At 65.5% G+C, this 26,731-nt stretch carries 25 protein-coding genes and 1 pseudogene; 15 read left to right on the top strand and 11 right to left on the bottom strand.

Going from position 1 to position 26,731, the window contains the following annotated elements; genetic code table 11:
• Positions 1–30: 30 nt before the first annotated feature.
• Entirely contained in the window at positions 31–1,470 is a 1,440-nt protein-coding gene (locus KHC24_RS04645) for an IS1182 family transposase (protein ID WP_213359766.1), read from the top strand.
• A 144-nt stretch (positions 1,471–1,614) separates the two neighbouring features.
• Here the strand turns inward: KHC24_RS04645 and KHC24_RS04640 are convergent, their stop codons facing one another.
• Entirely contained in the window at positions 1,615–2,481 is an 867-nt protein-coding gene (locus KHC24_RS04640; protein WP_213359763.1) for a LysR family transcriptional regulator, read from the bottom strand.
• 155 nt (positions 2,482–2,636) lie between these two features.
• Here KHC24_RS04640 and KHC24_RS04635 point away from each other — a divergent pair, with 155 nt between their 5' ends.
• The 3 genes from KHC24_RS04635 (at position 2,637) to KHC24_RS04625 (ending at position 5,560) form a co-directional block, all read left to right on the top strand.
• Positions 2,637–3,473: an oxidoreductase gene (locus KHC24_RS04635; RefSeq protein ID WP_213359762.1), complete on the top strand. Its 837-nt coding sequence runs from the start codon at positions 2,637–2,639 to the stop codon at positions 3,471–3,473.
• Positions 3,474–3,492: 19 nt separating this feature from the next.
• The gene (locus tag KHC24_RS04630; protein ID WP_246546235.1) at positions 3,493–3,813 is read left to right on the top strand and encodes an EthD family reductase; all 321 of its coding nucleotides are present in this window, start codon (positions 3,493–3,495) and stop codon (positions 3,811–3,813) included.
• A 253-nt stretch (positions 3,814–4,066) separates the two neighbouring features.
• Positions 4,067–5,560, top strand: a complete 1,494-nt coding sequence (locus KHC24_RS04625) for an MFS transporter (protein WP_213359756.1) — start codon at positions 4,067–4,069, stop codon at positions 5,558–5,560.
• Here the strand turns inward: KHC24_RS04625 and KHC24_RS04620 are convergent.
• Positions 5,551–6,789 (bottom strand): alkene reductase, encoded by a 1,239-nt coding sequence (locus KHC24_RS04620; RefSeq protein ID WP_213359754.1) that lies wholly within the window; start codon positions 6,787–6,789, stop codon positions 5,551–5,553. The two genes, KHC24_RS04625 and KHC24_RS04620, sit on opposite strands and share 10 nt — an antisense overlap.
• Before the next feature lie 29 nt (positions 6,790–6,818).
• Between KHC24_RS04620 and KHC24_RS04615 the strand changes: the two genes are divergently transcribed.
• Positions 6,819–7,811, top strand: coding sequence for a LysR family transcriptional regulator (locus KHC24_RS04615; RefSeq protein WP_246546132.1), 993 nt, complete (start codon positions 6,819–6,821; stop codon positions 7,809–7,811).
• Between the two features lie 70 nt (positions 7,812–7,881).
• Here the strand turns inward: KHC24_RS04615 and KHC24_RS04610 are convergent, their stop codons facing one another.
• Together KHC24_RS04610 and KHC24_RS04605 are read right to left on the bottom strand one after the other, a co-directional pair.
• A complete protein-coding gene (locus KHC24_RS04610) occupies positions 7,882–8,709 on the bottom strand; it encodes an AraC family transcriptional regulator (protein WP_271180667.1) in 828 nt (275 codons plus the stop codon).
• Between the two features lie 233 nt (positions 8,710–8,942).
• Positions 8,943–9,560: a TetR/AcrR family transcriptional regulator gene (locus KHC24_RS04605; RefSeq protein WP_213359750.1), complete on the bottom strand. Its 618-nt coding sequence runs from the start codon at positions 9,558–9,560 to the stop codon at positions 8,943–8,945.
• An 84-nt stretch (positions 9,561–9,644) separates the two neighbouring features.
• Between KHC24_RS04605 and KHC24_RS04600 the strand changes: the two are divergent.
• The 9 genes and pseudogenes from KHC24_RS04600 to KHC24_RS04560 form a co-directional block, all read left to right on the top strand.
• Positions 9,645–10,610 (top strand): annotated as a pseudogene (locus tag KHC24_RS04600) (aldo/keto reductase); the annotation flags it as partial.
• A gap of 494 nt (positions 10,611–11,104) precedes the next feature.
• Entirely contained in the window at positions 11,105–11,935 is an 831-nt protein-coding gene (locus tag KHC24_RS04595; protein ID WP_246546131.1) for an ATP-binding protein, read from the top strand.
• Between the two features lie 172 nt (positions 11,936–12,107).
• On the top strand, positions 12,108–13,466 hold the full coding sequence (locus tag KHC24_RS04590; RefSeq protein ID WP_213359745.1) for an NAD(P)H-dependent oxidoreductase: 1,359 nt from the start codon (positions 12,108–12,110) through the stop codon (positions 13,464–13,466).
• A 45-nt stretch (positions 13,467–13,511) separates the two neighbouring features.
• Positions 13,512–13,844 (top strand): putative quinol monooxygenase, encoded by a 333-nt coding sequence (locus tag KHC24_RS04585; RefSeq protein WP_246546130.1) that lies wholly within the window; start codon positions 13,512–13,514, stop codon positions 13,842–13,844.
• Positions 13,845–13,869: 25 nt separating this feature from the next.
• Complete coding sequence (locus KHC24_RS04580; RefSeq protein ID WP_213359742.1) at positions 13,870–14,775, top strand: NAD(P)-dependent oxidoreductase; 906 nt, start codon at positions 13,870–13,872, stop codon at positions 14,773–14,775.
• Positions 14,776–14,832: 57 nt separating this feature from the next.
• Positions 14,833–15,828 carry a DctP family TRAP transporter solute-binding subunit gene (locus KHC24_RS04575; RefSeq protein ID WP_213359740.1) on the top strand — a complete coding sequence of 332 codons (996 nt, stop codon included), beginning with the start codon at positions 14,833–14,835 and terminating at the stop codon, positions 15,826–15,828.
• A gap of 60 nt (positions 15,829–15,888) precedes the next feature.
• Positions 15,889–16,449: a TRAP transporter small permease gene (locus KHC24_RS04570; protein WP_213359738.1), complete on the top strand. Its 561-nt coding sequence runs from the start codon at positions 15,889–15,891 to the stop codon at positions 16,447–16,449.
• Positions 16,450–16,454: 5 nt separating this feature from the next.
• Positions 16,455–17,735 carry a TRAP transporter large permease gene (locus tag KHC24_RS04565; RefSeq protein WP_309299368.1) on the top strand — a complete coding sequence of 427 codons (1,281 nt, stop codon included), beginning with the start codon at positions 16,455–16,457 and terminating at the stop codon, positions 17,733–17,735.
• Between the two features lie 14 nt (positions 17,736–17,749).
• On the top strand, positions 17,750–18,271 hold the full coding sequence (locus tag KHC24_RS04560) for a gluconokinase (protein WP_213359735.1): 522 nt from the start codon (positions 17,750–17,752) through the stop codon (positions 18,269–18,271).
• Here the strand turns inward: KHC24_RS04560 and KHC24_RS04555 are convergent.
• From KHC24_RS04555 to KHC24_RS04530, 6 genes are all read right to left on the bottom strand, one after another.
• Entirely contained in the window at positions 18,198–19,178 is a 981-nt protein-coding gene (locus KHC24_RS04555) for a LysR substrate-binding domain-containing protein (RefSeq protein WP_213359734.1), read from the bottom strand. The two genes, KHC24_RS04560 and KHC24_RS04555, sit on opposite strands and share 74 nt — an antisense overlap.
• Positions 19,179–19,333: 155 nt before the next feature.
• Complete coding sequence (locus tag KHC24_RS04550) at positions 19,334–20,410, bottom strand: isocitrate/isopropylmalate family dehydrogenase (protein WP_213359733.1); 1,077 nt, start codon at positions 20,408–20,410, stop codon at positions 19,334–19,336.
• A gap of 52 nt (positions 20,411–20,462) precedes the next feature.
• The gene (locus KHC24_RS04545; RefSeq protein WP_213359732.1) at positions 20,463–21,962 is read right to left on the bottom strand and encodes a tripartite tricarboxylate transporter permease; all 1,500 of its coding nucleotides are present in this window, start codon (positions 21,960–21,962) and stop codon (positions 20,463–20,465) included.
• Between the two features lie 47 nt (positions 21,963–22,009).
• Positions 22,010–22,489, bottom strand: a complete 480-nt coding sequence (locus KHC24_RS04540) for a tripartite tricarboxylate transporter TctB family protein (RefSeq protein ID WP_213359731.1) — start codon at positions 22,487–22,489, stop codon at positions 22,010–22,012.
• A gap of 187 nt (positions 22,490–22,676) precedes the next feature.
• Positions 22,677–23,639, bottom strand: a complete 963-nt coding sequence (locus KHC24_RS04535) for a Bug family tripartite tricarboxylate transporter substrate binding protein (RefSeq protein ID WP_213359730.1) — start codon at positions 23,637–23,639, stop codon at positions 22,677–22,679.
• A gap of 99 nt (positions 23,640–23,738) precedes the next feature.
• On the bottom strand, positions 23,739–24,761 hold the full coding sequence (locus KHC24_RS04530) for a PdxA family dehydrogenase (protein ID WP_213359728.1): 1,023 nt from the start codon (positions 24,759–24,761) through the stop codon (positions 23,739–23,741).
• Between the two features lie 210 nt (positions 24,762–24,971).
• Here KHC24_RS04530 and KHC24_RS04525 point away from each other — a divergent pair, with 210 nt between their 5' ends.
• The gene (locus KHC24_RS04525) at positions 24,972–25,925 is read left to right on the top strand and encodes a LysR family transcriptional regulator (protein WP_246546128.1); all 954 of its coding nucleotides are present in this window, start codon (positions 24,972–24,974) and stop codon (positions 25,923–25,925) included.
• Positions 25,926–25,947: 22 nt separating this feature from the next.
• Here the strand turns inward: KHC24_RS04525 and KHC24_RS04520 are convergent, their stop codons facing one another.
• Complete coding sequence (locus KHC24_RS04520) at positions 25,948–26,622, bottom strand: TetR/AcrR family transcriptional regulator (protein WP_309299365.1); 675 nt, start codon at positions 26,620–26,622, stop codon at positions 25,948–25,950.
• Between the last annotated feature and the right edge of the window lie 109 nt (positions 26,623–26,731).

The following is a 26,731-nucleotide window of genomic DNA, read 5'->3' as shown; positions in this document are numbered from 1 at the left end:
TATGTTTAGGCACTGCTTCGGAGGTGCCAGATGGGACGTTTTGTCGAGGCTGCCGACCGTCATCAGGCGAGCTTTCTGCTCGCTTTTTTGGAGGACTATGTCGATGCGGATAATCCGGTCCGCATCATCGATGCCTTTGTCGATGAACTCGATCTTGCCGAGCTCGGTTTTGCCCGCGTGCAGCCGGCATCGACCGGCAGGCCCGGCTACCCGCCGGGCACGATGCTCAAGCTTTATGTCTATGGATACCTGCATCAGCTGACCTCGAGCCGGAAGCTGGAGCGCGAGGCGGGCCGCAACATCGAACTGATGTGGCTGACCGGCAAGCTGGCACCCGACTTCAAGACGATCGCGGACTTCCGCCATGACAATGCCAGCGCGATCCAGATCGCGTGCCGGCGCTTCGTCGCCATCTGTCGTGCACTGGGTCTTGTCGGTGGCGGCATGGTCGCAATCGACGGGTCACGCTTGCGCGCGGTGAACACGCACGAGAAGAACTACACCAAGGGCAAGCTGGCGCGCCGGAAGGCCCATGTCGAGGAAAGCATCGCGCGCTATCTCGCCGAGCTTGAGGAAGCCGACAGTGCGGAAACCAGACCGGCCACTCCCCGGATCCATCACCTGACTGAGCGACTGGCGTCGCTGCGTGGTCGGCTTCGCGAACTCGAGGAGATTGGCCAGCAACTGCAAGCCGCTCCCGATGAGCAGGTGTCGCTCACCGATCCGGATGCCCGTGCCATGGCGACCGGGAGCGACCATCGCGGCGTAGTCGGCTACAACGTCCAGGCGGCCGTCGATACCAAGCATCATATCGTGGTCACCACCACGGTGACGAACCGCGGCCATGACCGGTCGCATCTGCTTGAGATGGCCACGGCCGCACAGGCCGAGATCGGCGCTGCCGAGATGATCGTCCTTGCCGATCGTGGATACTATGAGGGCGAGCAGATCCGCGCCTGCGCCGAAGCTGGCATCATCCCGATGGTGCCCAAGCCAAATACCTCACCGGCTCAGGCGCGTGGTTTCTGGAGCAAGGCCATGTTCGTACATGAGCCTGAGACCGACACCTACCGCTGCCCAGTCGGCGCGCAGCTCCAGAAGCGCTTTGCCAGGGTGGAGGGCGGCAAGCTCATAAGCGTGTACTTCAACCAAAAGGCCTGTGGTGCCTGCGCATCCCGTGCGCTGTGCACGGCCGGCAAAGAGAAGCGCATCCGACGATGGGAGCACGAAGCGGTGCTCGATGCCATGGAGCGCAGGCTTCAAGCGACGCCCGAAGCCATGGCGGTCCGCCGCTGCACGGTCGAGCACGTCTTCGGCACCATAAAAGGATGGATGGGCGCCACCCACTTCCGAACCCGTGGCCTCAAGAACGTCTCCACTGAAGCCAGCCTGGCGATCCTGGCCTACAACATCAAGCGCGTCGTCGCCGTCGCCGGCGTTGCATCGACCCTCAAAGCGATAACCGGGTGAACCGAGCTATCGCGCGCCACGGCAACAAACCGCGCGACCCAGCCACAGTGAGTTCTCACACAGCCTCCCCCCAAACCGTCCATTCGTCCTCGCCGCAACGAGCTTCCAATTCTAGCGCTAACAATTAAGTGCCGACTGCAGCGTTCATAGTTGGAATGGTATCTTCGCAATATGATCGGTCACGACGGTTATGAAGGCCCGCAGCCTCTGAAGGCGCCGGATGTCCCGGTGATAGCCCATCCAGATATCCCGTGAGGGTGGCTCTGCCGGCAGATCGAGCTGGCGAAGACCGACGATCTGACTTCCGACCACCTGTGGCAGGACGGCGATGCCGATGCCCTGGCGGCACATCCGCCCCTGCACGTTCCGATTGTTCGACCGGAGGAGCGGCTTCGCGTTCGGAAAGCTCTCGGTGAGCCAGGCAATATCCGGAAACTGGCCGGTCGACGTGTCGTGGGTGATGAGCCGGAAGCCGGCTCCATCACCATACACCGGCTCGGGTGCGCCTGCCGCGACGTAGACGCCATAAGGAAGACGGACCAGTCGTCGCTGCACGACATCGGGGTTGTCGAACGGCACAATCCGGAAAGCGATATCGGCCTCCCGCTGAGCGAGGCTAAACAGGCGGGTGCCGGTGAGAATTTCCAGATCAACGTGCGGATAGGCCTTCGCATAATCGTCGATGATCGGCGGCAGGACATAGGCGCCAAACCAGTCGGCAGACGATATGCGCAAGGTCCCTTGAAGATTTTGCTCCTGACCGGCCAGCCGCCGTTCGATGGCCAGGGCGCCCTCCTCCATCTGCTCGGCCAGAGCGATGACGGCGTTGCCTTCTTCGGTCGGAATGAAACCGTCGGCCGTTCGCTGAAACAGCGTGTGGCCGGTGGCTTGTTCAAGAGCCCGAAGGCGGCGTCCGACCGTGGGATGGCTCAGATGAAGCGCGCGGGCGGCAGCGCCCAGTGTGCCGGTACGGGCTATGGCCAGAAAAACCCGAACGTCACTCCACTCCATCGTTACCCCCACAAATATGAACGGCGAACATACGATAGTGTCAGTTCTCGAACAAATCCAATCACCTACATTCGCCTCATCCCACGGGTGCCAAGCGCACCGGCTGTTGATTGCTTCAACTTCCGCGGCGCCCGATTGCGATGAAGGAGAATGTGATGAAGACTTGGCTGATCACAGGATGCTCGTCGGGCCTCGGCCGGCAACTGGCTGAGGCCGTAGCCGCACGAGGTGATAGCCTCGTCGCCACCGCCCGATCGACGGATAGCTTGAAATCGCTGTGCGAACGCTATCCCGAGACGGTGCGCTGCATTGCGCTGGACGTCACCCGCGCCGGCGACGCCGCTAATGCCGTGGCGTTGGCTGAGCGCGCGTTCGGCGGTCTCGACGTCCTCGTCAACAATGCCGGCTTCGGCTTCATCGGCGCGATCGAAGAGGGAGAGCCCGACGAATATCGGCCGATGTTCGAGGTGAACGTCTTCGGCCTGATCGAGACGACCCGGGCCGCTCTGCCGGCGCTGCGCAAGCGTGCCGGAGCCCGCATCGTCAATCTCTCCTCTGGTGCCGGGATCGCCGGCTCGGCGGGTTTCGGCTTCTACAATGCGAGCAAGTTTGCCGTCGAAGGCCTCTCTGAAGCGCTCGCACAGGAGCTTCGTCCGCTCGGCGTGCACGTGATCATCGTCGAGCCCGGCCCCTTCCGCACCGAGTTTCTCGGTCGCTCGATGATCACCGGGGCGCGGGAGATCGCCGCTTACGCCGAGACGGTGCCGGCGAGACGCCATTACCGCCAGACCAACAATGGCCGGCAGGCTGGCGACCCGACTAAAGCCGTCGCCGTGATGCTGCAAGCCGTCGATGCAGAGCATCCGCCGCTGCACCTCCCGATCGGGCCGCGCGCCCACGCGATAGCGGAGCAGAAGCTGGACTCCTTCCGCGCCGACATCGCCGCCTGGCGCGACATCTCCATCGCGACCGATTTCGACACGCACGACTAGGAACCCCGCCGTGACCACCATGTACGTGACCTATGCCGGCGATGCCGACACGCCCTTCGACCGCGAACACTGGATCAACGTCCATTTCCCGCTCGTGCGCGAATGCTGGGGCCCCTATGGGCTTGAAAGCCTCGCCGGCTTTTTCCCGCAGGGAGACGGCGGCGGCCTGATCGCGATCGCGACCTGCATCTTTCGAGACGAGGCGGCCATGAAGGCGGCGTTGGCCTCGCCGGAAACGGCGCGCGTGATGGCCGACGTCGATCTCGTCACCACCGTTAGGCCGCAGCGCAGTCTGGCGACGCCGCTCAGCGACAACGCGGCGGCCACGGCGAACGGCTGAGGGGAACCGACCCGGTCGACCCGCGGGAGGCTGGCCGACAGGCGGCTAAACGCCCGCGGCAAAGACAGCCAGGCTCTCTTCAACGTGATGATCGCCTCGGCCATTGGGCCATGGCCGAGGGTGCTGCCGCCAGCGCGGGCTGCCGGTGCCTGCGCCGGCCCATGCCCGGATGGGTGCGGCAGTCGGCACCGGATAGGGCGGCCCGAATTGATCGGCGGCGGCGACGTTTAGGTTCAGGAACGGAAACACACTCATGCGCGCGACAACATGTGAAGCCGCGGCCCTTGCGGCCGTTAGCGTCCGGGACGGTGACGCCCTGCTCGAGCCGCGGCGCTGGACGATGTTCGTGATCCTGCTGGTCGGCGCGTTCCTGCCGCCGCTCGACTTCTTCATCGTCAACGTTGCGCTTCCCTCGATCCGGGGGGAATTGGGCGCCTCCTCCTCTGCCGAGCAACTCGTCATTGCTTCCTATGCCGCGCTCTATGCCGTGACGCTGACGACCGGCGGGCGGCTTGGCGATCTGTTCGGTCGCGGCCGCGTGTTCTTCCTTGGCCTGATCGGCTTTGCCGCCGCCTCGACGCTGTGCGGCTTCGCCTGGTCGCCCTGGGTGCTGGTCGCCGGGCGCGCCTTGCAGGGCGTAACGGCCGCCGTGATGGCGCCGCAGGCGCTCGCTTCGGTGCAGGTTATTTTCCCGGAGAGGGAGAAGCCGCTCGCCCTCGGCATCTATGGTGCGGTCTTCGGCCTAGCCGCGGTGATCGGGCAGGCGTTGGGCGGCCTCCTGATATCGCTGGATCTCATGGGGCTGGGGTGGCGGGCGATCTTCCTATTCAACCTGCCGGTGGCGATGCTCGTCCTCATGTTCGGCATTCCTCTGCTGAAAGAGACGCGCGCGCGCGACGCACGCCGGCTGGATCTCGGCGGCATGGCGCTGTCGATGCTGACGCTCGGTGCGCTGCTCGTGCCGCTGATCGAGGGGCGCGAAGCTGGGTGGCCGCTCTGGTCCTGGCTGTCACTCGTCGGGGTGCCGCTGCTGGCGTGGCTCTTCTGGCGCCATGAGAGCCGGCTTGCACAAGCGGGAGGTACCCCCCTACTCGACCCGGGCGCCTTGCGGGCACCGGGACTGGGCCACGCGCTGCTGATCGCGCTGTTGTTCTACTCGATCGGCAGCTTTTTCCAGCTGTTCTCTGTCTATCTGCAGGACGCGCTGCATGTGACCGCGCTGCAGGCGGGCCTCGTCTTCCTGCCGTTTGGTGCCGGATTCCTGCTCGGGCCGCTCTCGACGCCCTTTCTCCGACGGTTCTGCGGCGCCTTTGTTAATCCGATCGGCATGGGGCTGGAGGTTGTCGGGTTTCTGGGCCTCGCCGGGCTCATCGCGGCGACACTGACCGGCGTGCATCCCGCATCGATGCCGCTTGCCGCCCACCTGTTTGTCATCGGCTTCGGGCAAGGGCTCGCGCTGCCCACTTTGATGCGGATGGTGACAGGCCGGGTCGCGCCGGCCTTTTCCGGCATGATCGCCGGCATCGCCAGCTCGACTCTCCAAGTCAGCACCGCCCTCAGCGTCGCCGTGATCGGTGGGATCTTCTACCAGATGCTGGGCGCGCGAACCGATCCGGCCGCCATCACGCAGGCGCTCATCGTCGCCATCCTTTGCATCGCCTTCTGTCTCACTGGCGGCGTGGCTCTGAGCATCACCCTCGTCCGGCGGGCGCCTCCTCCGCACGACGGGGCAGAGGGTCAGGTTTGAGATCCCCTCCACGACGCATGTCCAGAGACGCCTATCGCCAATGACGTGGCTCCATCGGAGCCGAGCGTCAGCGAAACGCTTCGTCGCGTCCCGGCGCTCTGGGCCTCAGATCGGTATGGCGGATAGTCGACGTAACCCTTGCTGCCGCCCGTGTAGTAGGTGGCTCGGTCAGCGGGATTGAGCGGCCAGTCGTTGCGAAGCCGGGCGACCAGGTCCGGGTTCGCGATAAAGGCCTGGCCAAACCCTGCCAGATCGATGACGCCGTTGGTGATCAGTTCGTTCGCCCGCGCCTTGGTCAGGCCGCCGTCAAGCAGGATTGCTGTATTCGGCGCAACGGAGCGCCACTTGATCAGCAGCTCTTTGATAAGATCGCTGGTCGGCTTCTGACCGACGGGCGTGTTGAAGAAGCCTGTCTGATCCATCACATGGAAATAGGCGATGCGCCGCTCGCCGAGGGCCTTGCCTAGCGCCAGATAGGTTTTCTCGGCATCCTCGAACAGCGGCACCGAACCGATCACCCCATAGGGGGTCAGGCGGATGCCGACTTTGCTTGGGCCGATCGCCTTGCCGACAGCCTCGACAACTTCAAGTGTGAAGCGCAACCGCCCTTCCATCGTGGCCGCGCCATAACGGTCGCTGCGATCGTTGATCAGGGGATTGAGGAATTGGTCGAACAAATAGCCATTGGCGGCGTGCAGCTCGACGCCGTCGAAACCGGCCTCCATTGCGTTGCGCGCGGCTTGCACGAAGTCGGCAACAACCCGGCCGATCTCTTCGGTCGCCAGAGCACGTGGCCGCGATGCCGGAACAAACCCGATCTGCCCGTGTTCGTCGCGGCCGAACGCCATCGAACCTTCGGCCATGCGATCCGTCGAACTCACCGGCTCGGCGCCATTGGCCTGGATGGAGGTGTGCGAGATCCGGCCGACGTGCCAGAGCTGGATGAACATCCTGCCGCCGACGCTGTGGACGGAGTCCGTCACCAGCCGCCAGCCCGCGACCTGCTCAGGCGTAAAGATGCCGGGATTGTAGAAGTAGCCCTGGCCTTCGATCGAAATCGGCGAGCCTTCCGAAATGATAAGCCCGGCGGTCGCCCTCTGCGCGTAGTAGAGGGCCACTTGCTCGGTGGCGGCATCCTGCGGCCCGCGAGAGCGAGTCAGCGGGGGCATGAAGATGCGGTTGGGAAGGAGAAGTCCCGATAGGTCGAAAGGAGAAAACAAGTCCGTCATGTCGAGCCTGCTGTTGTCTGTGCTGGCTCTTGACTACCAAATGGGACGATGCCAAAAAATTTTCTTTAATTCTTTTCACTACGGACGGATTTTCGCTTATGGCCTCTAGGGTGGAGAGCATCGGCGCGATGCAGGCCTTTGTTCAGGCCGCGGACAAGAGAAGCTTCAAGTTGGCCGGCCAAACCGTTGGCTTAACGCCGTCAGCGGTCGGCAAGGCCATCCAGAAGCTGGAGGATCAGCTTGGCGTGCGGCTGTTTCACCGGTCGACCCGCTCGATTACAATTACCGATGAGGGATTGCTCTTCCTTGATCGATGTCGGCGGATTCTGGCCGAAGTCGAAGCAGCGCAAGCCGAACTCGCCGTCGCCGGTGCAGCGCCCCGAGGGCGCCTCAAGATCAGCTTGCCGGTCGAGCCAACGCTCCTCCTGCCCGTGGTGTCGGAGTTCACTGAGGCGTATCCGGACATCGAGCTGGACCTCGACATCAATGATCGCTTCGTCGACGTCATCGAGGAAGGCTTCGATGCCGTCATCCGGTCCGGCGTGCCCAAGGACAGCCGATTGCTTCACCGCAAGCTCGGCACGTTTGAATGGAGGTTCGTCGCTTCACCGGACTATGTCGGCACGTACGGCGCCCCCATGGCGGCGAGCGACCTTGCCGGGCATCGCTGCCTCCGTCATCGTTACCCCGAAACAGGACGGCTGATGCCGTGGCCGGTTGAATCGGTCCTGGAAGCGGCGGCGGTCCCCGTGACGATCGCCGCGAATATGATGGGACCGCTGCTTGAACTGGCTGAGAAGGGCCGCGGCATCGCCTTCCTTCCGCATTTCGCGGTCTTTAGGAAGATTGAGGCCGGCCTTCTCGTGGAGGTACTGCCCGCTCAAAGCAAAGAAGTCGGATCTCTCAACCTTCTTTGGCCTGCGAGCCGCTATCCGCTCCCCAAAGTGCGCGTTTTCGTCGACTTCATCGCGACGCGGCTTGCTCGAGAATTCGTTGAGCTCCGGTCAACAGGTTCTGCGTGATTCGGACTGTCGCGGGCCCACCCCTACAGTGGGTCTATACTCTTGCCGCCCTATCTGTTCGACGGCGGTCTTAAGGCGACGCAGCAGGCGGCTCGGAGGGCACGGTCCGGGAGAGGATCATCGTCACATCGCGCTTCGGAGGCGCGCCGAATAAACGGCCGTACTCTCGATTGAACTGGGTCGCGCTCTCGTAGCCGACTCTGAAGGCGGCCATGCTGGCGTCTATCCGATCATTCACCATCAGCCGCCGCGCCTCGTGCAGTCGAAGATGCTTCTGGAATTGGAGCGGGCTCATCGCGGTGATCGCGCGGAAATGATGGTGCAGGGTCGATTCCCCCATACCCGCCATCGCCGCAAGTTCGTCGATCTTCAGAGCTTCCGTGAAATTCTCACGGATCCAGCGAATTGCGGTAGCGACACGGTTCGTGCGTGTTCCGAACTGGACCGCCTGACGAAGGCGGATACCGATCGGGCTCGTCTGGACGTGATAGAGGATTTCCCTTTGCAGCGAACGCGCAAGGATGGGGATGTCCTGCGGGCTGTCGAGAAGTTCCGTCAGACGCATGGTCGCCAGAGCTAGGGAGTGAGTAACAGGGCCAATCGCCATGCCCGTACCGGCGAGCTTCGTTTCCGCGCCGGATTGGGCGACCTCGGAGATGAGCTCGCGCGCCAATTCCAGATCGATATTCAGCTTGATCGAGTAGTAAGGCTCCGATCTTGAGGCATTCAGAACCTGGACGATGGTCGGAAGTCCGACTGCGGTCAGCAGGAAGTGCGATTCGTCGTAGACATAGCATTCCCTTCCCAGCACGACTCGCTTCGAGCCTCGGGCGATCAGGGCGAAGGAGGGATCGTAGAGAAACGAGGTCGGCTCGGCCGGTCCGGTCTTGCCGTGGATGGTTAGGCCCGCGCCCCCGGTTTCAGCCTGCCCCGTTCCGCACAGATGGCGCTTTACGAATATCGGCGATGCGTCCGCGCGCGAACGCGATCATCGCATTCTGGCTGGTGGTTTCGCTGTCTGCGACGGCCATCTCTGGCCTCCCGAAAACCGGCTGATGACAATGGGACGGGTTCAGATCGAAGATAAGATGAAATTGTCGCCTCGACAGCCCGATCCGCTCCAATAATTGCCTATTCCTGTCGCTCGCCAGCCCTGGCGGTCGTCCCCTTTGGGCTTGCGAGGCCGTCGAGAACCAGATCCATCATCCGCTCGGCCTGCCGGCCGGCTTCCGGCCCAGGCGCAATGCGCCAGAGGAAGCCCATCAGCAGCAGTATGTCAGCGGCCTGCACGCCCGGGCGCATGCTGCTGTCGGCGACACAGGCCCGGATCAGGGTCTCGACCGCCGACGTGACGGGGGCATAGCTGCCGCGGATCGCCTCCTGCGCCGCCGGGCTGTGCAGCGCCTCGCCTAGCCCGTGCTTCAAGCGGACATAGTCCGCGAGCGTGAAGAACCATCGGCGGAAGGCTTCGAGCGGCGTCCGCTCGGCCAGCAAGTGCGGCACCGATGCCACCAGCCGCTCGATGTCATGCTGGTAGACCGCCAGGATAAGCGCTTCCCGCGTCGGGAAGTGGCGATACAGGGTGCCCGCGCCGATCCCTGCGCGCTTGGCGATCTCGTTGAGCGAGGTCAGCCCGGATTCGGCGAAGGCATCATGCGCGATCTGCAGGATGTGCTCGCGATTCTTGACGGCGTCGGCGCGCCTTGATGCCGGAAAGCTCTCTGACACGTCCACATCCTTTACCGGCATTGGCGCTGCACGCCTGATAAACGGAGAGTTCTCCGATAAAAAGATACAAACGGAGAACTCTCCGGACGGAGCATAGGAGCCACCATGGACTATATCAAGCTAGGAAACACGGGGCTGGACATCTCGCCAATCGCCTTGGGCGCCATGACCTATGGCGACCCCACCCGCGGTCATCCCGTCTGGTCGCTGCCGGAAGAGCAGAGCCGCCCTCTGATCCAGCATGCGATCGAGACGGGAATCAATTTCTTCGATACGGCCAATCTCTATTCGCAGGGTTCCAGCGAGGAGATTCTCGGCCGGGCGCTCAAGGATTTCGCCGATCGCGACGATGTCGTGATCGTCACCAAGGTTCGCCATCCCATGCGCCCGGGGCCGAACGGCAAGGGATTGTCGCGCAAGGTCATCTTGACCGAGATCGACCACAGCCTGCGCCGGCTCGGCACCGATTACGTCGACGTCTACATGATCCATCGCAACGATCCGTCCACGCCGCTGGAAGAGACGCTCGAAGCGCTGCATGACGTCGTGAAGGCCGGCAAGGCCCGCTATATCGGCGCCTCATCGATGCATGCGTGGGAATTCTCCAAGGCCCTGCACATGCAGAAGGCTAATGGCTGGTCACGCTTCGTAACCATGCAGCACCACTACAATCTGCTGGCGCGCGAGGAGGAGCGCGAAATGCTGCCCCTTTGCAGGGACCAGGGCGTGGGCACGATGATCTGGAGCCCGCTCGCGCGCGGCCGGCTGGCGCGCGAATGGGGCGCGGCGAAAGCGACGGCGCGCTCCGGCAGCGATCCGTTCGCCGACATGCTCTATACATCTCTGACTGCGGAGAGTGACAAGGCCATCGTCGCGGCCGTTGGGGACGTCGCGGAGGGACGCAACGTTTCGCGCGCGCAGATCGCGCTGGCGTGGCTGCGTGGCAAGCCAGGGATCGCCGCCCCGATCGTGGGGGCTAGCACGATCAGCCAGATCGACGACGCGGTGGCCTCCCTGTCGATCAAACTTTCGGATGAAGAGGTACGGAGGCTCGAGGCGCCTTACACGCCGCGCCATGACTTTCAGGGCATCTCGGACGATCGTGAGCTTCAGCGCATCATGGCGCAGATCCCCAATTTCCAAACCAGAAACGCTAACGACCAACGCGATAGGGCGTGAGCGCGACAAGGTTGCATAATTGTCGCATCCTTTAGATTGGAATGCGCATAACGTTCCGGCCAGTCAAACCCGAACTGGTACACAACGCCGTGTCAGATTTCCGAAGTTTTTCGGGTCCTTCGTTTCCCGAATAACGTCACGAAACCTGTCAAGGAGGAGTTCAATTGCCGTAGCTTCCGCACCTGTCCTGCTGCCGGCGCTGTCGATGAACAGCGCCGCAATCGACCAATCTATGTGGCTGCTGCGCCGGACCAGGCAGGTACGCCGTGCGTCATGATCCGGCCAGCGGGGCCATTTTCATTATGCTGCGCAGCCTCTAAATGCACGGCATGGCGCAAGCCGTAGCCGAACTCACCGAGCAGGGCTCTCAAGCCGTCTAGACCGCCATGCCGATCCTCTCGCAACTCTTGCAGGCCGAGACCGCCGCGCGGGAGGTGAGATCGACCGCCTACCAGCCCAGGTGGCACGCGTCCCGGCCTATCGCGACCTCGCCGGCCTTAGCCAGCAACGAGGTCGATGAGGCGCTCGTGCGCCAGCTATTTCGCTGCGAGTTCCTCGACGACGTACACAACGTCGTCCTGGTCGGCAGGCCGGGTACAGGCAAGCCCCACCTCGCCACGGCTCTCGGCGTTCACGCCATCGAGCATCATCACTGGCGGTTCCGCTTGTTCTCCACCGTCGAACTCGTCAACGAGCTCAAACAGAAGAAGACCTTGGGGAAAGGCCATTTTTCCCGCCAACAGCGATTTCCACTCTATAATACGCAGCTGTGGCGGTGGCCCGTTAAGACGAGCGCCCAAGGCGGTATGATAGTGCGCTTCGTGTGTGTTCAGAGTGCTCCGGGACGGTGCCGAGCACAAAGGCATCATAGCGCGACGGCCAATAGCGGTGCGACTGAGAGGCGGCGCCTTCCAGCCGTCACCGACAGCATGCGGCCGGCATCTCCAACAGCCCGGCGGTGCAACGCCCCCGATTGTAGAAGCCGCCATGGCCAGGAACGCCAGTTTCGTGCCCAAGGCCCCGGAACATCGCCGATCGCCGGCTCGCTTCACGTCGAATGTTTAGCTGAACTAACAAGTCGGCGTGACTTTCTAAATAGCGCTAATGGCCGATTTCCTCCATGGTCGCTCTCGAGCAGCAAGAAAACAACGCTGCCACGCCGTGAACCGCAGGGTCGCTCCTGGTTCCGGCGGAGGAACATACGCCGCTTCCGATGACCCGCTTCGCCCCGACGCCGGCCGACTGGCCGCGCGTGACGGCGATCTGCGCAGAACGCAATGACGCCTCGGCACGGCCGCGGCGTGAGCGCGAACCTATGGCCGCCCCCAATGGCCGCCCCCTTGGCCGAAACGCCGTCACAGGCAACAGCATCGTATTGAGGATCGCCCGATGAATCTCTCGACCTTACTCAACGCTCGCGCCGCCAAGGGCCGCCCGGTTCGCGCCGGCCTGATCGGCGCCGGCAAATTCGGCTCGATGGTGCTGGCGCAGGCGCAGCGCATCGAGGGATTGCAGATCGTCGTCATCGCCGATCTCAATGTCGGCAAGGCGAAGGAATCGCTGGCCCGCGTCGGCTGGCCGGAAGAGCGCTACACCGCGACCAGCGCCGGCGACGCGGTGAAGACCGGCAAGACCTTCGTCACCGACGATGTGAACGCAATGTTCGCCTGCGACGAGATCGAATGCGTCATCGAGGCCACCGGCCATCCCATCGCCGGCACCCGGCATGCGCTCGGCGCCATCGACGCCGGCAAGCATGTGGTGATGGTGAATGTCGAGGCCGACGTCATGGTCGGCCCGATCCTCGCCGAGCGCGCCCGCAAGAAGGGCGTCATCTATTCCATGGCCTATGGCGACCAGCCGGCGCTGATCTGCGAGCTGGTCGACTGGGCCCGCGCCACCGGCTTCGAGATCACCGCTGCCGGCAAGGGGATGAATTTCGAGCCGCGCTACCGCTACTCGACGCCGGACACGGTGTGGGGCTTCTTCGGTTGGACCGATGAAGAGGTCAAGGCCGGCGACTTCAATCCGAAAATGTACAATTCCTTCACCGACGGCACCAAGGCCGCCATCGAGATGGCGGCGGTCGCCAACGGCACCGGCCTCGATTGCCCCGATGACGGCCTCGCCTTCCCGCCGGCCGGCCTGCACGACCTCGCCAAGGTGTTCCGCCCCGCCGCCGATGGTGGACGGATGGCGCGCTCGGGCCTCGTCGACATCGCCGCCAGCCAGGAGCCGGACGGGCGCGAGGTCTACAACAACATCCGCTACGGCGTGTTCGTCACCTTCAAGGCGCATAATGAATATGCCCGCGCCTGCTTCAAGCAGTACGGCCTGCTTACCGATCCGTCCGGCTGGTACGCCTCCATGTGGCGTCCCTTCCACATCATCGGGCTGGAGACTTCGGTCAGCGTGCTCTCGGCTTGCCTGCGCAACGAGCCGACCGGCTGCTCCAAGGAGTTCCGCGGCGATGCCGTCGCCACCGCCAAGAAGGACATGCAGCCCGGCGAGATGCTGGATGGCGAAGGCGGCTATGCGGTGTGGGCGAACGCCATTCCCGCCACCCGCAGCCTCGATCTGCGCGCCCTACCGATCGGGCTGGCGCACAACGTCAAGCTGAAGCGGCCGATCAAGAAGGACCAGATCGTCAGCTTCGACGATGTCGAGCTCACCGCCGATCTCGATGTGGTGGGCCTGCGCCGCGAGATGGAAGACACCTTCTGTCCGGGTACCAGCGTCGCCGCCTGACACGGCGGCACGGCGAGGGGATCCGGCCGCAGGATCCCCCGCCCCATGCATGAGGACATGATGACCCGTTCCGTCCACGATCACGCCTTCATCGTCATCGCCGAATTCCGGGTGAAGCCGGGCGCCATGGAGGCGTTTCTCGCCGCGGCCGGTGACGATGCCCGCCATTCGGTCGCCGACGAGCCGGGATGCCGGCAGTTCGATGTCGTGCGCCCACTGGGCGAGGCCGACAGCGTGCTGTTCTACGAGGTGTATGACAGCCGCGCCGCCTTCGACGCGCATCTGCAAACGCCCCACCTGGCGCGATTCCGCACCGCCTTCCCGTCGCTGATCGTCGAGGAGCGGCCGGTCCGCTTCGGCGAACGGCACCATCCCTGATCCCGGCGCGCAGGAGCGACCCGCCATGTCCGCAGCGCTTCCGTCCATCGGCTTCATCGGCACCGGCATCATGGGCGGCCATATGGCCCGCCGGCTGTCCGAGGCGGGCTTCCGGCTCCGCGCCTGGAACCGCACGGCGGAAAAGGCCGAGGCGCTGGCCAACCATGGCATCGAGATCGCCGCCTCCGCCTCCGCGGCGGCGGCGGGGGTGGAAGTCGTGATCTGCATGCTCAGCTCCGGCCCGGTCTGCGACGCGGTGCTGGGCGGGCGCGACGGTGTCATTGCCGCCATGCGCACCGGCGCGACGCTGGTGGTCATGAGCTCGATCCCGGTCGAGACGGCGCGGGCCCAGGCCGACGCCTGCGCCCGGCGCGGACTCGGCTATCTCGATGCGCCGGTTTCCGGCGGCGAGCGCGGGGCGCGTGACGGCACGCTCGCCATCATGGCCGGCGGCGAGGCCGGCACCGTCGAGGAGCTGGCACCGCTTTTCGCGCCGCTCGGCCGGACCACCCATGTCGGCCCGGCGGGCTCCGGCCAGCTCGCCAAGCTGGCCAACCAGCTCATCGTCGCCTCCAACATCTGCGCGGTGGCGGAAGCGCTGCTGCTCGCCGAGCGCGGCGGGGCCGACCCGGCGCGGGTGCGCGAGGCCTTGCTGGGCGGCTTCGCCGACTCGACCGTGCTGCGCCAGCATGGCGAGCGCATGGTGCGCGGTGATTTCACGCCGGGAGGCCCGGCCAAGTACCAGGTGAAGGACACGTCGACGGCCCTACGCCTGGCGCGCTCGCTCGGCCTCAGCCTGCCCATCGCCGACGCCGTCGACCGCCTGTTCCAGAATCTCGTCGATCATGGCGGCGCCGACATGGACCACAGCGCGGTACTCGTCGAACTGCGACGCGCCAATCGCTCGGCGGAGACTGCCCTCGACGCCTGACAACGTTCAATAATGTCAACAAACCGGGACAGAGAATCCCGATACGGAGGAAACGACATGACCGCCTTCTCGATCCGCGGCCTGCTGATTGCCGCCTCGCTCGCGCTCGCCGTTCCGGCCGGCGCCGAGACGCTGACCCTTTCCACACCGGATGCCGACACGTCCGAGATCACGCTTGCCGCCAATCACTTCGCCGAGCTGGTGAAGCAGAAGACCAAGGGCGAGCTGGAAATCAAAGTGTTCCCTAACGGCACGCTCTATGGCGGCGATCCGGCGGCGGGGGTGAAGCAGCTGGCGAGCGGCTCGCTCGACATGCTGTTCAACGCCACCTCGCTCTACGCCACCTTCAATCCCAAATTCACCGCGATCGCCGTGCCCTATCTGTTCGACGACGTCGAGCAGCTGCGCGCCTATCTCAACAGCCCCCTCGGCGAGGAATTGCGCGGCGATCTTTCCAAGATCGGCATTATGGGGCTCGATTTGTGGTCGCGGCCGCTGCGGCAGATCACCAATTCCAAGCTGCCCATCACCAAGCCCGACGATTTGAAGGGGCTGAAGCTGCGGGTTCCCAACAACCCGCTCTGGGTCAAGTTCTTCGGCGCCATGGGTGCCGCTCCCACCCCGATGGCCTTCGCCGAGGTCTACAACGCCTTGCAGCTCGGTGTGGTGGACGGGCAGGAAAACCCGGTCAACGTGCCGGTGAGCGCCCGCCTCTATGAGGTGCAGAAATACCTCACCATCTCCAATCACATCGCCGATGCGTGGGTCGTGGGCATCAATCCCCGGCGCTACCAGGCGCTGCCGGAGGCGTTCAAGACCGCGCTCAACCAGGCGGCGGTCGAGACCGAGGAGTGGAAGGCGAAGAACGATGCGGCCGATATCGCCAAATCGATCGCCACGCTCGAGCAGAACGGCATGAAGATGAACGAGCTGACCGCCGAGCAGCGCGCCGCCTTCGTCGCCGTCTCGAAGAGCCTCTATCCGGTCTTCCAGGGGCTGGTGAAGGACCCGTCGTTCTTCGACCGCACCACCGCCTTCACCGGCAAGAGCTGACCCTGACGGCGGCCCTCTCGGGGCCGCCCTCCCCCTTCCCAGTGGATACAGGGTGATCTCATGTCCTCCCGCCGTTTCACGCTTGGACGCTTCGTGCAGATCGTCGCCGACTACACCGCCGGCGCGGCCTGTGGCGGCATCCTCATCGTGGTGCTTCTCCAGGTGACGGGCCGCCTTGTCGGCCATCCGCTGCCATGGACCGAGGAAGCGGTACGCTTCCTCTTCATCTGGATGGTGTTTCTCGGCCTGGCCGCCGGTTTCCGCACGGTCGAGAACGCACGGGTGATCGTGTTCCTCGCCATGGCGCGCGAGGTCACGCGGCATCTCGCCGTGCCGATCTACGTCCTCTTCTGCGTCGGTTTCTTCGTGCTGATCGGCTGGACCGGCATCGCCCTGGTCGAGCAGCAGATCATGATGAACGAGGAGGCCGCGACGCTGCCGCTGCCGATGTGGGTGATAGGCCTCATCATGCCGCTGTCCTCCGCCATCGCCATCCTTGCCATCATCGAATCGGTACGCAGCCGTCGCGAGCTGATCGCGGTGCCGGAACCCGGCCTCATGCAGGACGAGTTCGCCCGCGAGATGCTCCATGCCGACGTTTCCGTCACCGGAGGGCATTAGCCATGATGAGCCTCATCCTGTTCGCCATCTTCATCGTGCTCAGCATGATCGGCGTGCCGCTGGCCATAGCGCTCGGCCTTGCCGGCGTGGCGACGCTGCTGATGTTCACCTCCATGCCGCTCGACCTGCTGACCCAGACGATGTTCTCGTCGATGAACTCGTTCCTGCTGGTCGCGGTGCCGCTGTTCATCCTGGTCGGCGCGGTGATGGAACGCGGGCGCGTCGCCGAGCGCATCTTCGACTTCGCCGAATCCATGGTCGGCTGGCTGCCGGGCGGGCTCGGCCATGTGAACGTGCTGTCCTCGGTGATCTTCTCCGGCGTCTCGGGCTCCTCGGTCGCCGACATCGCCTCGGTCGGGGCCATCGAGATCAAGGCCATGGAACGCCACGGCTTTCCCAAGGGCTATGCGGTGGGCATGACGCTGTGCACCGCGACGCTGTCCTCGATCATCCCGCCGTCGATCCTGATCGTCATCGCCGGCTCGATCGCCAATGTCTCGATCGGCACGCTGCTGGTGGCGGGGCTGGTGCCGGGCCTGTTCATCGCCCTCGCCTTCCTGGTGTTCAACCACTTCTATTCGGTGCGCTACGGCTACAACCCGCCCTCGCAGTTCAGTCTGCGCATGGTGTTCGTCACCGGGTTGCGGGCGATCCTGCCGATGCTGACGCCGCTGATCCTGATCATCGGCATCGCCAGCGGCGTGTTTACCCCGACCGAGGCGGCGGCGGTCGCCGTGCTCTATGTCGGCGTGCTCGGCGTGCTGGTGTACCGGACCATTCCGCTCTCGGACATTCCCGGCATACTGATCTCCACGGCGCGGCTGTCCGGCACCATCCTCTTCATTGCCGCCACCTCGCAGATCGCCGCCTGGATATTCGCCTATGAAGGGTTGCCGCAGAAGCTGTCGCTGCTGCTGGCGGCGATGGATCTCGGCCCCACCACCGGGATGCTGGCGATCTTCGTGTTCCTGCTGCTCATCGGCATCTTCATGGAAGCGATCCCGGCGATGTTCATCCTCATTCCGGTGCTGATGCCGCCGGTGGCGACGCTGGGCATCGATCCGATCCATTTCCTCATCGTGACGGTGATGACGCTGACCCTCGGCCTCGTCACCCCGCCGGTCGGGGGGTGCCTGTTCGCCGCGGCGCAGGTCGCCGAGATGCGGATCGAGGATGTGATCAAGGGCTCTCTGGCGCCTATGACGGTGCTCACCCTCGCCATCTTCGCGCTGGTGCTGTTCCCGGTGCTGACGCTCGGGCCGATCCGCGCCCTCGGCCTGTATTGAGCGCGGCGGCAGCGATGGACACCGCCGCAGAATTCATCATCGTGATGGGCGTATCCGGCTCCGGCAAAAGCGAGATCGCCCAGCGGCTCGCCGGCGCCCTCGCAGCGCCCTTCATCGAGGCCGACCGCCTGCACAGCGCGGAGAATGTCGCGCGCATGGCCCAGGGCATCGGGCTGACCGACGAGATGCGCTGGCCCTGGCTGGCGGCGGTCTGCGCCGCGGCGCGGGCCGAGCCGCGCCGCCCGGTGGTCATCGCCTGCTCGGCGCTGCGCCGCGTCTATCGCGACGTCCTGCGACGCGAGCTCGGCGATGTGGGCTTCGTGTTCCTGGACGGGCCGCGTGAACTCATCGCCGAGCGGCTTCGCGGGCGGCCGGCGCATTTTGCCACCACCTCGCTGCTCGACAGCCAGCTGGCGACGCTGGAGCCGCCGACCGGGGAAGCGGACGCCTTTGCCGTCCCGCTTACCCTGGAGCCGGCACAGATCGTCGACGCGGTGCTGCGGAGAGTGCGGCCGGCGGAGGCTCCGGCGCGCTGAGCGCGGCGCGGGCATTGCGCCGGCGCATCTCCCATCCGGCCCGCTCGGCCCGCAGCCAATCAAGGAACAGCCGCACCTTGCGTTGCCGCAAATGCTCGTGCGGGCACACGATCCATTGCGTCACCAGCCGTATCGGCGGCGGGGCCGCCACCGGGCAGATGAGCCGCCCGCTCTCCAGCTCGCGCTCCATCATCAGCGTGCTTTCGAGCGCGATGCCCATGCCGCCGGCGGCGGCGTCGATGGCCATGTGGCTGCGGTCGAACGACACCCGCGCCCAGCGCTCGCCCGGCTCCACGCCGGCGAGCGCGAACCAGCGCGGCCATTGCGCCTGCGATTTCACCGAATGGATCAGCCGGAAGCGCGGCAGCTCGGCGGCGGTGAGGCTGCCGGCGGGGGCGTAATCGGGCGAGCAGGCCGGAAAGAAGTCTTCCTCCGCCAGGCCCTCGACGAACATGCCGGGCCAGCGCCCGTCGCCGTGACGAATTTCGATGTCCACCACCTCGCGCCGGAAGGTGGTCGGCTCGTTGGTGCCGTCGATGCGGATGTCTAGATCGGGATTGCGGTCGAGAAAGGCGCCGAGCCGCGGCAGCAGCCATTTGTTGGAAAGCGTCGGCGTGGCGCGCACGGTCAAGGTGGTGACCGAGCGATAGCCGCGGATGAGATTGGTTGCCTCGGCGATCCGCTCGACCTCGTCGGTGATGGTGGCGAAATAGCGCTCGCCCGCCTCGGTGAGCATGACGCGACGCCCGACCTTGCTCATCAGCGTCAGGCCGAGCTGGGTCTCCAGTGTCTGGATCTGCTGGCTGACGGCGGAGGGCGTGACGCTCAGTTCCTCCGCCGCCTTGGAGATGCTGCCGAGGCGCGCGGCGGTATGAAACACGAAGATGGCGCGGATAGGCAGTTGCATCGCACACCGCTGGCTTTGGTGGCGCCATCATAGAAGCTCCCGGCGGTTCCCGGCAAACGCCAAGGGAAACGCCCCGCCCCGATGCTTCAGCACAGGCGGGTGCAGCGGCGCCGAAGATACCGCGCCTCGCCGACGTCCGGCCTCCCCGCTTTGTCTCAGGCGTCGTATTTCCGCACGGCCTCGGCAATGGCGGCGGCGGAGGCGCGGCAGGAGGCGGTGCCGCCGACATCCACCGTCCGCGTCCCGGCGGCGCCGAGCGCCCGGTCGACGGCGGCGGCGATCGCCTTTTCGGCGAGCAGGAGATCGTCGCGCCCATGCCGGGCGCCCAGCCAGCCGAGCATCATGCCGGCGGAAGTCACCATGCTGATGGGATTGGCCTTGTCCTGGCCGGCGATGTCCGGCGCCGAGCCATGCGAGGCGTTCGCCATCACATGGCGGGCACCGGCATTCAGCCCGCCGCCGAGGCCGAGGCTTCCCGCCAGCGCCGAGCAGAGATTCGAGATGATGTCGCCGATGAGATTGGTCATCACCACCACGTCGTAGCGGTCGGGACGTATGTAGATGTCGGCGTTGAAGGCATCGACGATCGCCGCGTTCCAGCGGACATCGGGATATTCCGCGGCCACCTTCACGCACTCGTCGTAGAACAGGCCGTCGGTCATCTTGAAGATGTGCTTCTTGCTGAGGATCGTCACCTGGTTGCGCCGCCGCCGCGCCCACTGGAAGGCGGAATGCGCGATGCGGTTCGACGCCTGCGCGGTGATCTTCCGCATCGAGATCGCCACACCCTCGACCGGCATCATCTCGCCATAGCCCTCGAACATGTTCCGGTCGGGATAGAAGCCCTCGGAATTCTCGCGCACCACCAGCACGTCGAGCCCCGGACGGGCGTTCGGCACGCTGGGCGAGGACCTGGACGGCCGCAGATTGGCGTAGAGATCGAGATCGTGGCGGAAGCGCCCGGGCACGTTGATGCCACCGGCCGAGGCCGGGTAGCCGCCATTGTCGCAGGGGCCGAGGAGGATGCCGTCGGCCGCCACCGCAGCGGCATACACCGCGTCGGTCAGCGTCGTGCCGTGCGCGGCCAGGCTTTCATGGCCGATGGCGTGTTCCTCGAAGGCCAGCCCGAGCGAGAAGCGCCGGTCGGCGGCTCGAAGCGCGAGAACCGCCGCCGCGGTGATTTCGGGGCCGATATGGTCGCCCGGAAGAACCGCGATCTTTAGCGAAGACATGACGTGCTCCATGCAGGCGGAGAGGTTGGGCCGGCGCGCGGGACGCGGGCGATCAGGCGACGGCGCCCTTGCGCAGCCGCATCAGCATCGGGATGACCAGCGCCGCGATCGCGACGGCCAGCAGGCCGGACGCCAGGGGATGGGTGAAGGGATTGTAGAATACCGAGATGTCGCCCTGGCTGATCGCCAGCGCCCGGCGCAGATGCTGCTCGGCCATCGGCCCGAGGATCAGCCCGACGATGCAGGGCGCCACCGGTACGCCGACAAGCCGCATGCCGAAGCCGCCAATGCCGATGATCCACAGCAGGGCCAGGTCGAACACGCTGTTGTTGATCGTGTAGACGCCCAGCGTCGCGAAGGTGAGGATGCCGGCATAGAGCCACGGCCGCGGGATCAGCAGCAGCTTCACCCACACCCCCGCCAATGGCAGGTTGAGCAGCAGCAGGAAGAGATTGCCGACATAGAGGCTGGCAATCAGGCCCCAGACCAGTTCCGGGCTGGATTCGAACAGCAGCGGGCCGGGCTGCAGGCCGTATTGCTGGAAGGCGGCGAGCATGATCGCGGCGGTGGCCGAGGTCGGCAGGCCCAGCGCCAGCAAGGGGGCGAGAACGCCGGCGGCCGAGGCGTTGTTCGCCGCCTCCGGTCCGGCAACCGCCTCGATCGCCCCGTGCCCGAATTCCTCGGGATGCTTGGCGAAGCGCTTCTCGACCGCATAAGAGAGGAAGGTGGGTATCTCCGAGCCGCCGGCCGGCAGCGCCCCGATCGGGAAGCCGATCAGCGTGCCGCGCAGCCACGGCTTCCACGAGCGGCTCCAATCCTCCCGGCTCATCCAGAACGAGCCCTTGATGGCGTAGATCTCCTCGGTCTCGTAGCGGTAGCGGGCGGCCTGATACAGCGCCTCGCCGACGGCAAACAGGCCGACGGCGACGATCACGATGCCGACGCCGTCGAGAAGTTCCGGGAAACCCATGGTCAGGCGGGCGACGCCGGTCTGGCGGTCGGTGCCGATGAGGCCGAGTGCCAGCCCGATGAGCAGGCTGGCGAAGCCGAGCGGCAGCGAGGAGCCGAGCACCGCCGTCACCGTGACGAAGGCGACCATCATCAGCGCGAAATATTCGGCCGGCCCGAAATGCAGCGAGAAACGCACCATGGCCGGGGCGACGAAGGTGAGCGCCAGCGTCGCGATGGTGCCGGCGACGAAGGAGCCGATGGCCGCCGTCGCCAGCGCCTGGGCGCCGCGTCCCTTCCGCGCCATGGCATGCCCGTCGATGGCAGTGACGATCGAGCCGGATTCGCCGGGCGTGTTGAGCAGGATCGAGGTGGTGGAGCCGCCATACATCGCGCCGTAGAAGATGCCGCCGAACATGATGAAGGCGGCGGTCGGCTCCAGCGAGGCGGTCACCGGCAGCAGCAGCGCCACCGTCAGTGCCGGACCGATGCCCGGCAGCACGCCGATGGCGGTGCCGACCAGCACGCCGATCGCCGCCCACAGGAGATTGGCCGGCGCCAGCGCCACGAGAAAGCCGTCGAGGAGAAAATGGAGGGTCTGCATGTGATCCTGGGCTCCGGATGTTCGGGCGAGCAGAACAGCAACCGAATTCAGTCGAGGAAATGCTCGACGATCCAGCCGGCCGGAAGCGAAAGTCCGAGAAGCTCGTTGAACACGTAGTAGGACAGGCCGGCGACGATCAGCCCGATGGCGAGGTTGGCCAGCAGGTTCCGGTTGCCGAACGCCCGCGCGACGATGGCGAACAGCAGCGTGGTCGCGGCGATCCAGCCCACCGTTTCGAGGACCAGCAGCTGCAGCAGCAGGCCGGCGAGGACCAGGGCGACCGGGCCGATGTCGATCTGGCTCCAGCCCTCCTCCGCGAAGGTCGCCCGCAGCGCGTTGACGACGAGCACCGTGCCGTTGACGGCAAGACCCAGCGCGATGAGGAACGGGAAGAATGCCGGCCCGACCACGGCCTGCTGCCCGGACGAGACATGGGTGATGGTGTCCGCGAAGATCGCGATCGCGATCAGCAGCATGATCCCGCCGAGAACGGCATGGGCGGTTCGCAGCTTTGCTGCCGGGTTCATCGATGAACTCCCCAATCTGCACGTTGGCCGATGTGGATGCACGACCGGAAGGCCACGCCGGGGGCCGCGGAAGATCGCCCGGAACCCGTCTCCGGACGACCTCGAGCGCGGCGAGCACGGCGCGGCGGCCACAGGGCACCCGCCGCACCGAAGCCGGCGTCCGGCCCCGGCGCAGCGGCGTCCGCCATCATTGGATCAGGCCGAGGTCCTTGAACAGCGCCTGCACCCGCGCCTGCTCCTCCTTGAGGAAGGCGGCGAATTCCGCCGGCGGCATGTAGATGTCCTGCCAGCCGCGCTCGCCGATGGTCTGCTTCCACTCCTCGGTCTTCACCATCTCCGCCACCGCCGCCTCGAGCTCGGCCCGCTCCTGTCCCTTGGGATCGGCGGAGGAGACCACGGCCCGCCAGTTCACGAACGAGACGTCGTAGCCCTGCTCCCGGAAGGTCGGGATGTCGACGCCGGGCAGCCGCTCGGGAGAGGCGATGCCGAGCGCGCGCACCTGCCCGGTCTTGATCTGCGAGGACAGTTCGCTGTAGCCGCCGGTGCCGACCGTCACATGCCCGCCCATCACGCCGGACAGCATCTCGCCGCCGGAGGTCAGAACCACATAGTTGATCTTCTTCGGATCGACGCCGGCGGCCTTCGCCAGCAGGCCATAGAGGATGTGGTCCGAGCTGCCCGGCCCCGACCCGCCCCAGGACACGGAGCCGGGATCGGCCTTCAGCTTGGCGACGAGATCATCCAGCGTCTTCAGCGGCGAGTCGGGCGCGACCACGATCGGCTGATACTCGCCGCTGAGGCGGGCGAGCGGATAGGTGTCGTCGAGCGAGACCACGGACTTGTTGGTCAGCACGGCGCCGACCAGCGCCAGGCCCACCATCAGCACGCTGGGATTGCGCTTGTTCTTGTTGACGAAATTGGCGAGGCCGATGGTGCCGCCCGCGCCCGGCGCGTTCTCGACCTGAATGCCGGAAGCCAGCCCCTTCTTCTGGAAGATCGACTGCATGATGCGGGCATTCTGGTCGTATCCGCCGCCCGGAGCGGCCGGGGCGACGATTTCGAGCCGCTTGAGTTCGGCCATGGCCGGGCTCGCGGCGCCGGTGCCGAGAACCAGCGCCGATGCGACGGCAAGGCATATCCAGTTCTTCATGTTGTCCTCCCAGACAATGGATGGGGCCCGTTTGCCGGGCTTGTCGAGCATGGGTGCGAGCATGGGCGAACGAAATCGCCGCCCTTGATCGCGTGACGGTCAGGCGGCCTTGGCGGAGGACGCCGTGGCGCCCGCCAGCTGGCTGGCCAGAGCGATGGCGCTTTCCAGCGCGCCTGTACGGGCGATACCCTGCCCGACGATGTCGAAGGCGGTGCCGTGCGACGGCGTGGTGAAGATCGTCTCCAGTCCGGCGGTGACGGTCACGCCGCGGTTGAAACCCTTGAGTTTCGTCGCGATCTGGCCCTGGTCGTGATACATCGCGACCACGCTGTCGAACTCGCCGCCGAATGCCCGCACATAGACGGTATCGGCCGGGAACGGGCCGCGCGCATCGATGCCGGTCTGCGCCACCTTCTCGACGGTCGGGCGGATCAGCTCGATCTCGTCGCGGCCGAACAGGCCGCTCTCGCCGGCATGCGGGTTGAGCGCGGCGACCGCGATGCGCGGGCGCTCGAAGCCGGCCTTGCGCAGCATCCGGTCGACCAGCACGATCGAGTCGGTGATGCTGGTCTCGTTGATCATGTCGAGCGCCTCGCGCAGCGACGTATGGCCGGTCACCCGCGACATCCACTGATTGTCGAGGACGTTCATCTCCGAGAAATAGGCGGTATGGCCGAGGAGATGGGCGAACATCTTGTGTTCGTCGGGAAACTTCCAGCCGCCGTCGAACATGGCGCGCTTGTTCAGCGGCGCGAAGGTCACGGCGTCGATCTCGCCGGCCTGGGCGAAGGCGATCGCCGCCGCCAGCGTGTCGCCGACGAGCCGGCCGGATTCCGCGCTGGCAATCCCCGGCGGGAACAGCGACGGGTCGGTATTGGCGAGGTCGATCAGCGGCACCGCCGGGTTCGACCAGTCGGCCAGCTTCGGCGAGGCGATGGTCGCGACGTCGAACGACACCCCGGCCTGCCGCATGCCGAGCGCCAGCACCCGGGCGTCGCCGACCACCACCAGGCGCGCCACCTGCGCCATGCGCCCGTCCGCCAGGATCTTGGCGGTCAGTTCAGGGCCGATGCCGGTGCAGTCTCCCGGTACCAGGGCGATGATTGGCCGCTCTTTGGTCATTGCAGTCCTCTTCGATGTGAAGGGCGGAGGAGAGATCGTCGATCGCTGCCATCATCCGCAGGCGGCACGCGCCTGCCGGCGCCAGCTTGTCGCGCTTGCGCCGAGCCTGACCGTCTCGCTCTCGCTCGATGCCGTCCCGATGAGCGGACAATAGCGACGCCGGTGGCGGCATGGTAATAAGGGTATGACATCAATTGATGCGTTGTGCGCATGGATCTGGAACTTGGCTGGCTCAAGGACTTCATTGCCGTCATCGATGCCGGCGGCTTCTCCCGCGCCGCCGAGAGCCGGCACGTCTCGCAGCCGGCGCTGAGCCGGCGCATCCGGGCGCTGGAGGAATGGCTGGGCACGCCGCTCTTCGAGCGCAACACCCATTCGGTGCAGGTGACGCCCGCCGGCCGCAGCTTTCGGCCCTTCGCCGAAGACATGCTGCGGCGGGTGGAGGCCGGCCGGGAGCGAGTGCTGGAAACCGCCCAGGCGACGTCGGAATCGGTGCAGTTCTCCTCGACGCATGTGCTGTCGCAGCGCTTCTTCCCCAACTGGATCCGCAAGATCCAGAGTCGCGAACCCGGCATCACCATCCAGCTCTTCGCCGCCAACATGTCGATCTGCGAGCGCCTGCTGATCGACGGCGAGGTGCATTTCCTGCTCGCCTATGACCACCCGGCGACGCCGACGCGGCTTCAGGCCTCGCGATTCCATTCCATCGTCCTGGGGAGGGAGCAACTGGTTCCGGTCAGCGTTCCGCGCGAGCCGGGTTCCGCCACGCCGCGCTTCGAGCTGCCGGGCAGCCAGAAGGAGCCGCTGCCCTATCTCACCTATCATTCAGGCTCCGGCGTCGGCCGGATACTCGACAATTTCCTGAGAACCCGCGAGAAATCCTCGTCCTTGGCCCCGGCATTCACCGGCCCGGCGACCTTGCTCGCCGAAATGGCGCTGGACGGCGCCGGCCTCGCCTGGCTGCCGACCGTGCTCATCCATCAGGACCTCGACGCCGGCCGGCTGGTTCACGCCGGATCGCCGGCGTGGGAGGTGGCGGTCGAGATCCGCCTGTTCCGTCCGCGCTCGCGGCTGAAGAAGTCCGCCGAGCGATTCTGGACCCAGGCCAAATCGGCGAGCCTCACGGATCCCGCCCCGGCGGCGGCAGACAGCGGGCGCGCATAGCCCACCTCTCACTAGAGACGCCTCACCCGCCGCGTCGCACGATGTCCGGCAACACCTCGCGGGCGCCGATCACGAATATCCGCACCGCATCGGCGATGATGTCGTCGAGATCGCGAGGGGCCGGCGCCTGGTACACATAGCGGCGGATCGCGATGTAGAAGATGCGGCCGTGCAGACCCCAGAACATTTCGGTCTCCCGCTCGGTAAGCGGCGCCTGCTCCACGTCCGGCAGGCCGAATTCCGCCCGCAACTCGGCGCAGGCGGGCTCGATGACCTCGCGCCGCACGATGTCGAGGTAGCGGCTGGTGATGTCGACGGCCCGCAGGCCGGAGAACACGAAGATCCTCACCCAGTCATGGTCGAAAACCTGCTCGACATATTCCCGGTAGAACTGCTCCAGCCGCTGGTCCAGCGGCCGTGACCGGTCGGCGATCAGCGGCCCCCAGGACGCCTTCCAGCGGCTCACATAGACATGCTCGTAGACGCGTTCGATCAGCGCTTCCTTGCTGGGGAAATGCCGGTAGATCGCCGAATGGGTGATGCCCATGCGCTTGGCGAGCTCGCGGGTCTGCCCCTCGAAACCCTGTTCGGCGAAAAAGCGGATCGCCGCGTCCAGAATGGCCTGTTCGCGCTCCGGTGCGCGCATGTTGCGCCGGCGGGGACGCGCCGCCGTCAGCTCGTCTTCAGAAATCGTCATTCGCCTTCTCGTTATGCATTAACAAATATAGCGCTTTGATTTGCCTGCGCAATCTTGTGACCATTTGGTCATTTTATCTTGACGCCCTGCTTCTGTCGTGCGTTCATTT

Source organism: Ancylobacter defluvii (genome assembly GCF_018390605.1).
Lineage (GTDB): Bacteria > Pseudomonadota > Alphaproteobacteria > Rhizobiales > Xanthobacteraceae > Ancylobacter > Ancylobacter defluvii.
Note: the sequence above shows the minus strand (reverse complement) of the source record. Positions and strands in the feature narration are given on the sequence as shown.

Bases quoted from the DNA above. Each gene is read 5' to 3' on its own strand.
- KHC24_RS04645 (WP_213359766.1), top strand. From the start codon at position 31: ATGGGACGTTTTGTCGAGGCTGCCGACCGTCATCAGGCGAGCTTTCTG.
- KHC24_RS04640 (WP_213359763.1), bottom strand. From the start codon at position 2,481: ATGGAGTGGAGTGACGTTCGGGTTTTTCTGGCCATAGCCCGTACCGGC.
- KHC24_RS04635 (WP_213359762.1), top strand. From the start codon at position 2,637: ATGAAGACTTGGCTGATCACAGGATGCTCGTCGGGCCTCGGCCGGCAA.
- KHC24_RS04630 (WP_246546235.1), top strand. From the start codon at position 3,493: ATGTACGTGACCTATGCCGGCGATGCCGACACGCCCTTCGACCGCGAA.
- KHC24_RS04625 (WP_213359756.1), top strand. From the start codon at position 4,067: ATGCGCGCGACAACATGTGAAGCCGCGGCCCTTGCGGCCGTTAGCGTC.
- KHC24_RS04620 (WP_213359754.1), bottom strand. From the start codon at position 6,789: ATGACGGACTTGTTTTCTCCTTTCGACCTATCGGGACTTCTCCTTCCC.
- KHC24_RS04605 (WP_213359750.1), bottom strand. From the start codon at position 9,560: ATGCCGGTAAAGGATGTGGACGTGTCAGAGAGCTTTCCGGCATCAAGG.
- KHC24_RS04595 (WP_246546131.1), top strand. From the start codon at position 11,105: ATGCCGATCCTCTCGCAACTCTTGCAGGCCGAGACCGCCGCGCGGGAG.
- KHC24_RS04590 (WP_213359745.1), top strand. From the start codon at position 12,108: ATGAATCTCTCGACCTTACTCAACGCTCGCGCCGCCAAGGGCCGCCCG.
- KHC24_RS04585 (WP_246546130.1), top strand. From the start codon at position 13,512: ATGCATGAGGACATGATGACCCGTTCCGTCCACGATCACGCCTTCATC.
- KHC24_RS04580 (WP_213359742.1), top strand. From the start codon at position 13,870: ATGTCCGCAGCGCTTCCGTCCATCGGCTTCATCGGCACCGGCATCATG.
- KHC24_RS04575 (WP_213359740.1), top strand. From the start codon at position 14,833: ATGACCGCCTTCTCGATCCGCGGCCTGCTGATTGCCGCCTCGCTCGCG.
- KHC24_RS04570 (WP_213359738.1), top strand. From the start codon at position 15,889: ATGTCCTCCCGCCGTTTCACGCTTGGACGCTTCGTGCAGATCGTCGCC.
- KHC24_RS04565 (WP_309299368.1), top strand. From the start codon at position 16,455: ATGAGCCTCATCCTGTTCGCCATCTTCATCGTGCTCAGCATGATCGGC.
- KHC24_RS04560 (WP_213359735.1), top strand. From the start codon at position 17,750: ATGGACACCGCCGCAGAATTCATCATCGTGATGGGCGTATCCGGCTCC.
- KHC24_RS04555 (WP_213359734.1), bottom strand. From the start codon at position 19,178: ATGCAACTGCCTATCCGCGCCATCTTCGTGTTTCATACCGCCGCGCGC.
- KHC24_RS04550 (WP_213359733.1), bottom strand. From the start codon at position 20,410: ATGTCTTCGCTAAAGATCGCGGTTCTTCCGGGCGACCATATCGGCCCC.
- KHC24_RS04545 (WP_213359732.1), bottom strand. From the start codon at position 21,962: ATGCAGACCCTCCATTTTCTCCTCGACGGCTTTCTCGTGGCGCTGGCG.
- KHC24_RS04540 (WP_213359731.1), bottom strand. From the start codon at position 22,489: ATGAACCCGGCAGCAAAGCTGCGAACCGCCCATGCCGTTCTCGGCGGG.
- KHC24_RS04535 (WP_213359730.1), bottom strand. From the start codon at position 23,639: ATGAAGAACTGGATATGCCTTGCCGTCGCATCGGCGCTGGTTCTCGGC.
- KHC24_RS04530 (WP_213359728.1), bottom strand. From the start codon at position 24,761: ATGACCAAAGAGCGGCCAATCATCGCCCTGGTACCGGGAGACTGCACC.
- KHC24_RS04525 (WP_246546128.1), top strand. From the start codon at position 24,972: ATGGATCTGGAACTTGGCTGGCTCAAGGACTTCATTGCCGTCATCGAT.
- KHC24_RS04520 (WP_309299365.1), bottom strand. From the start codon at position 26,622: ATGACGATTTCTGAAGACGAGCTGACGGCGGCGCGTCCCCGCCGGCGC.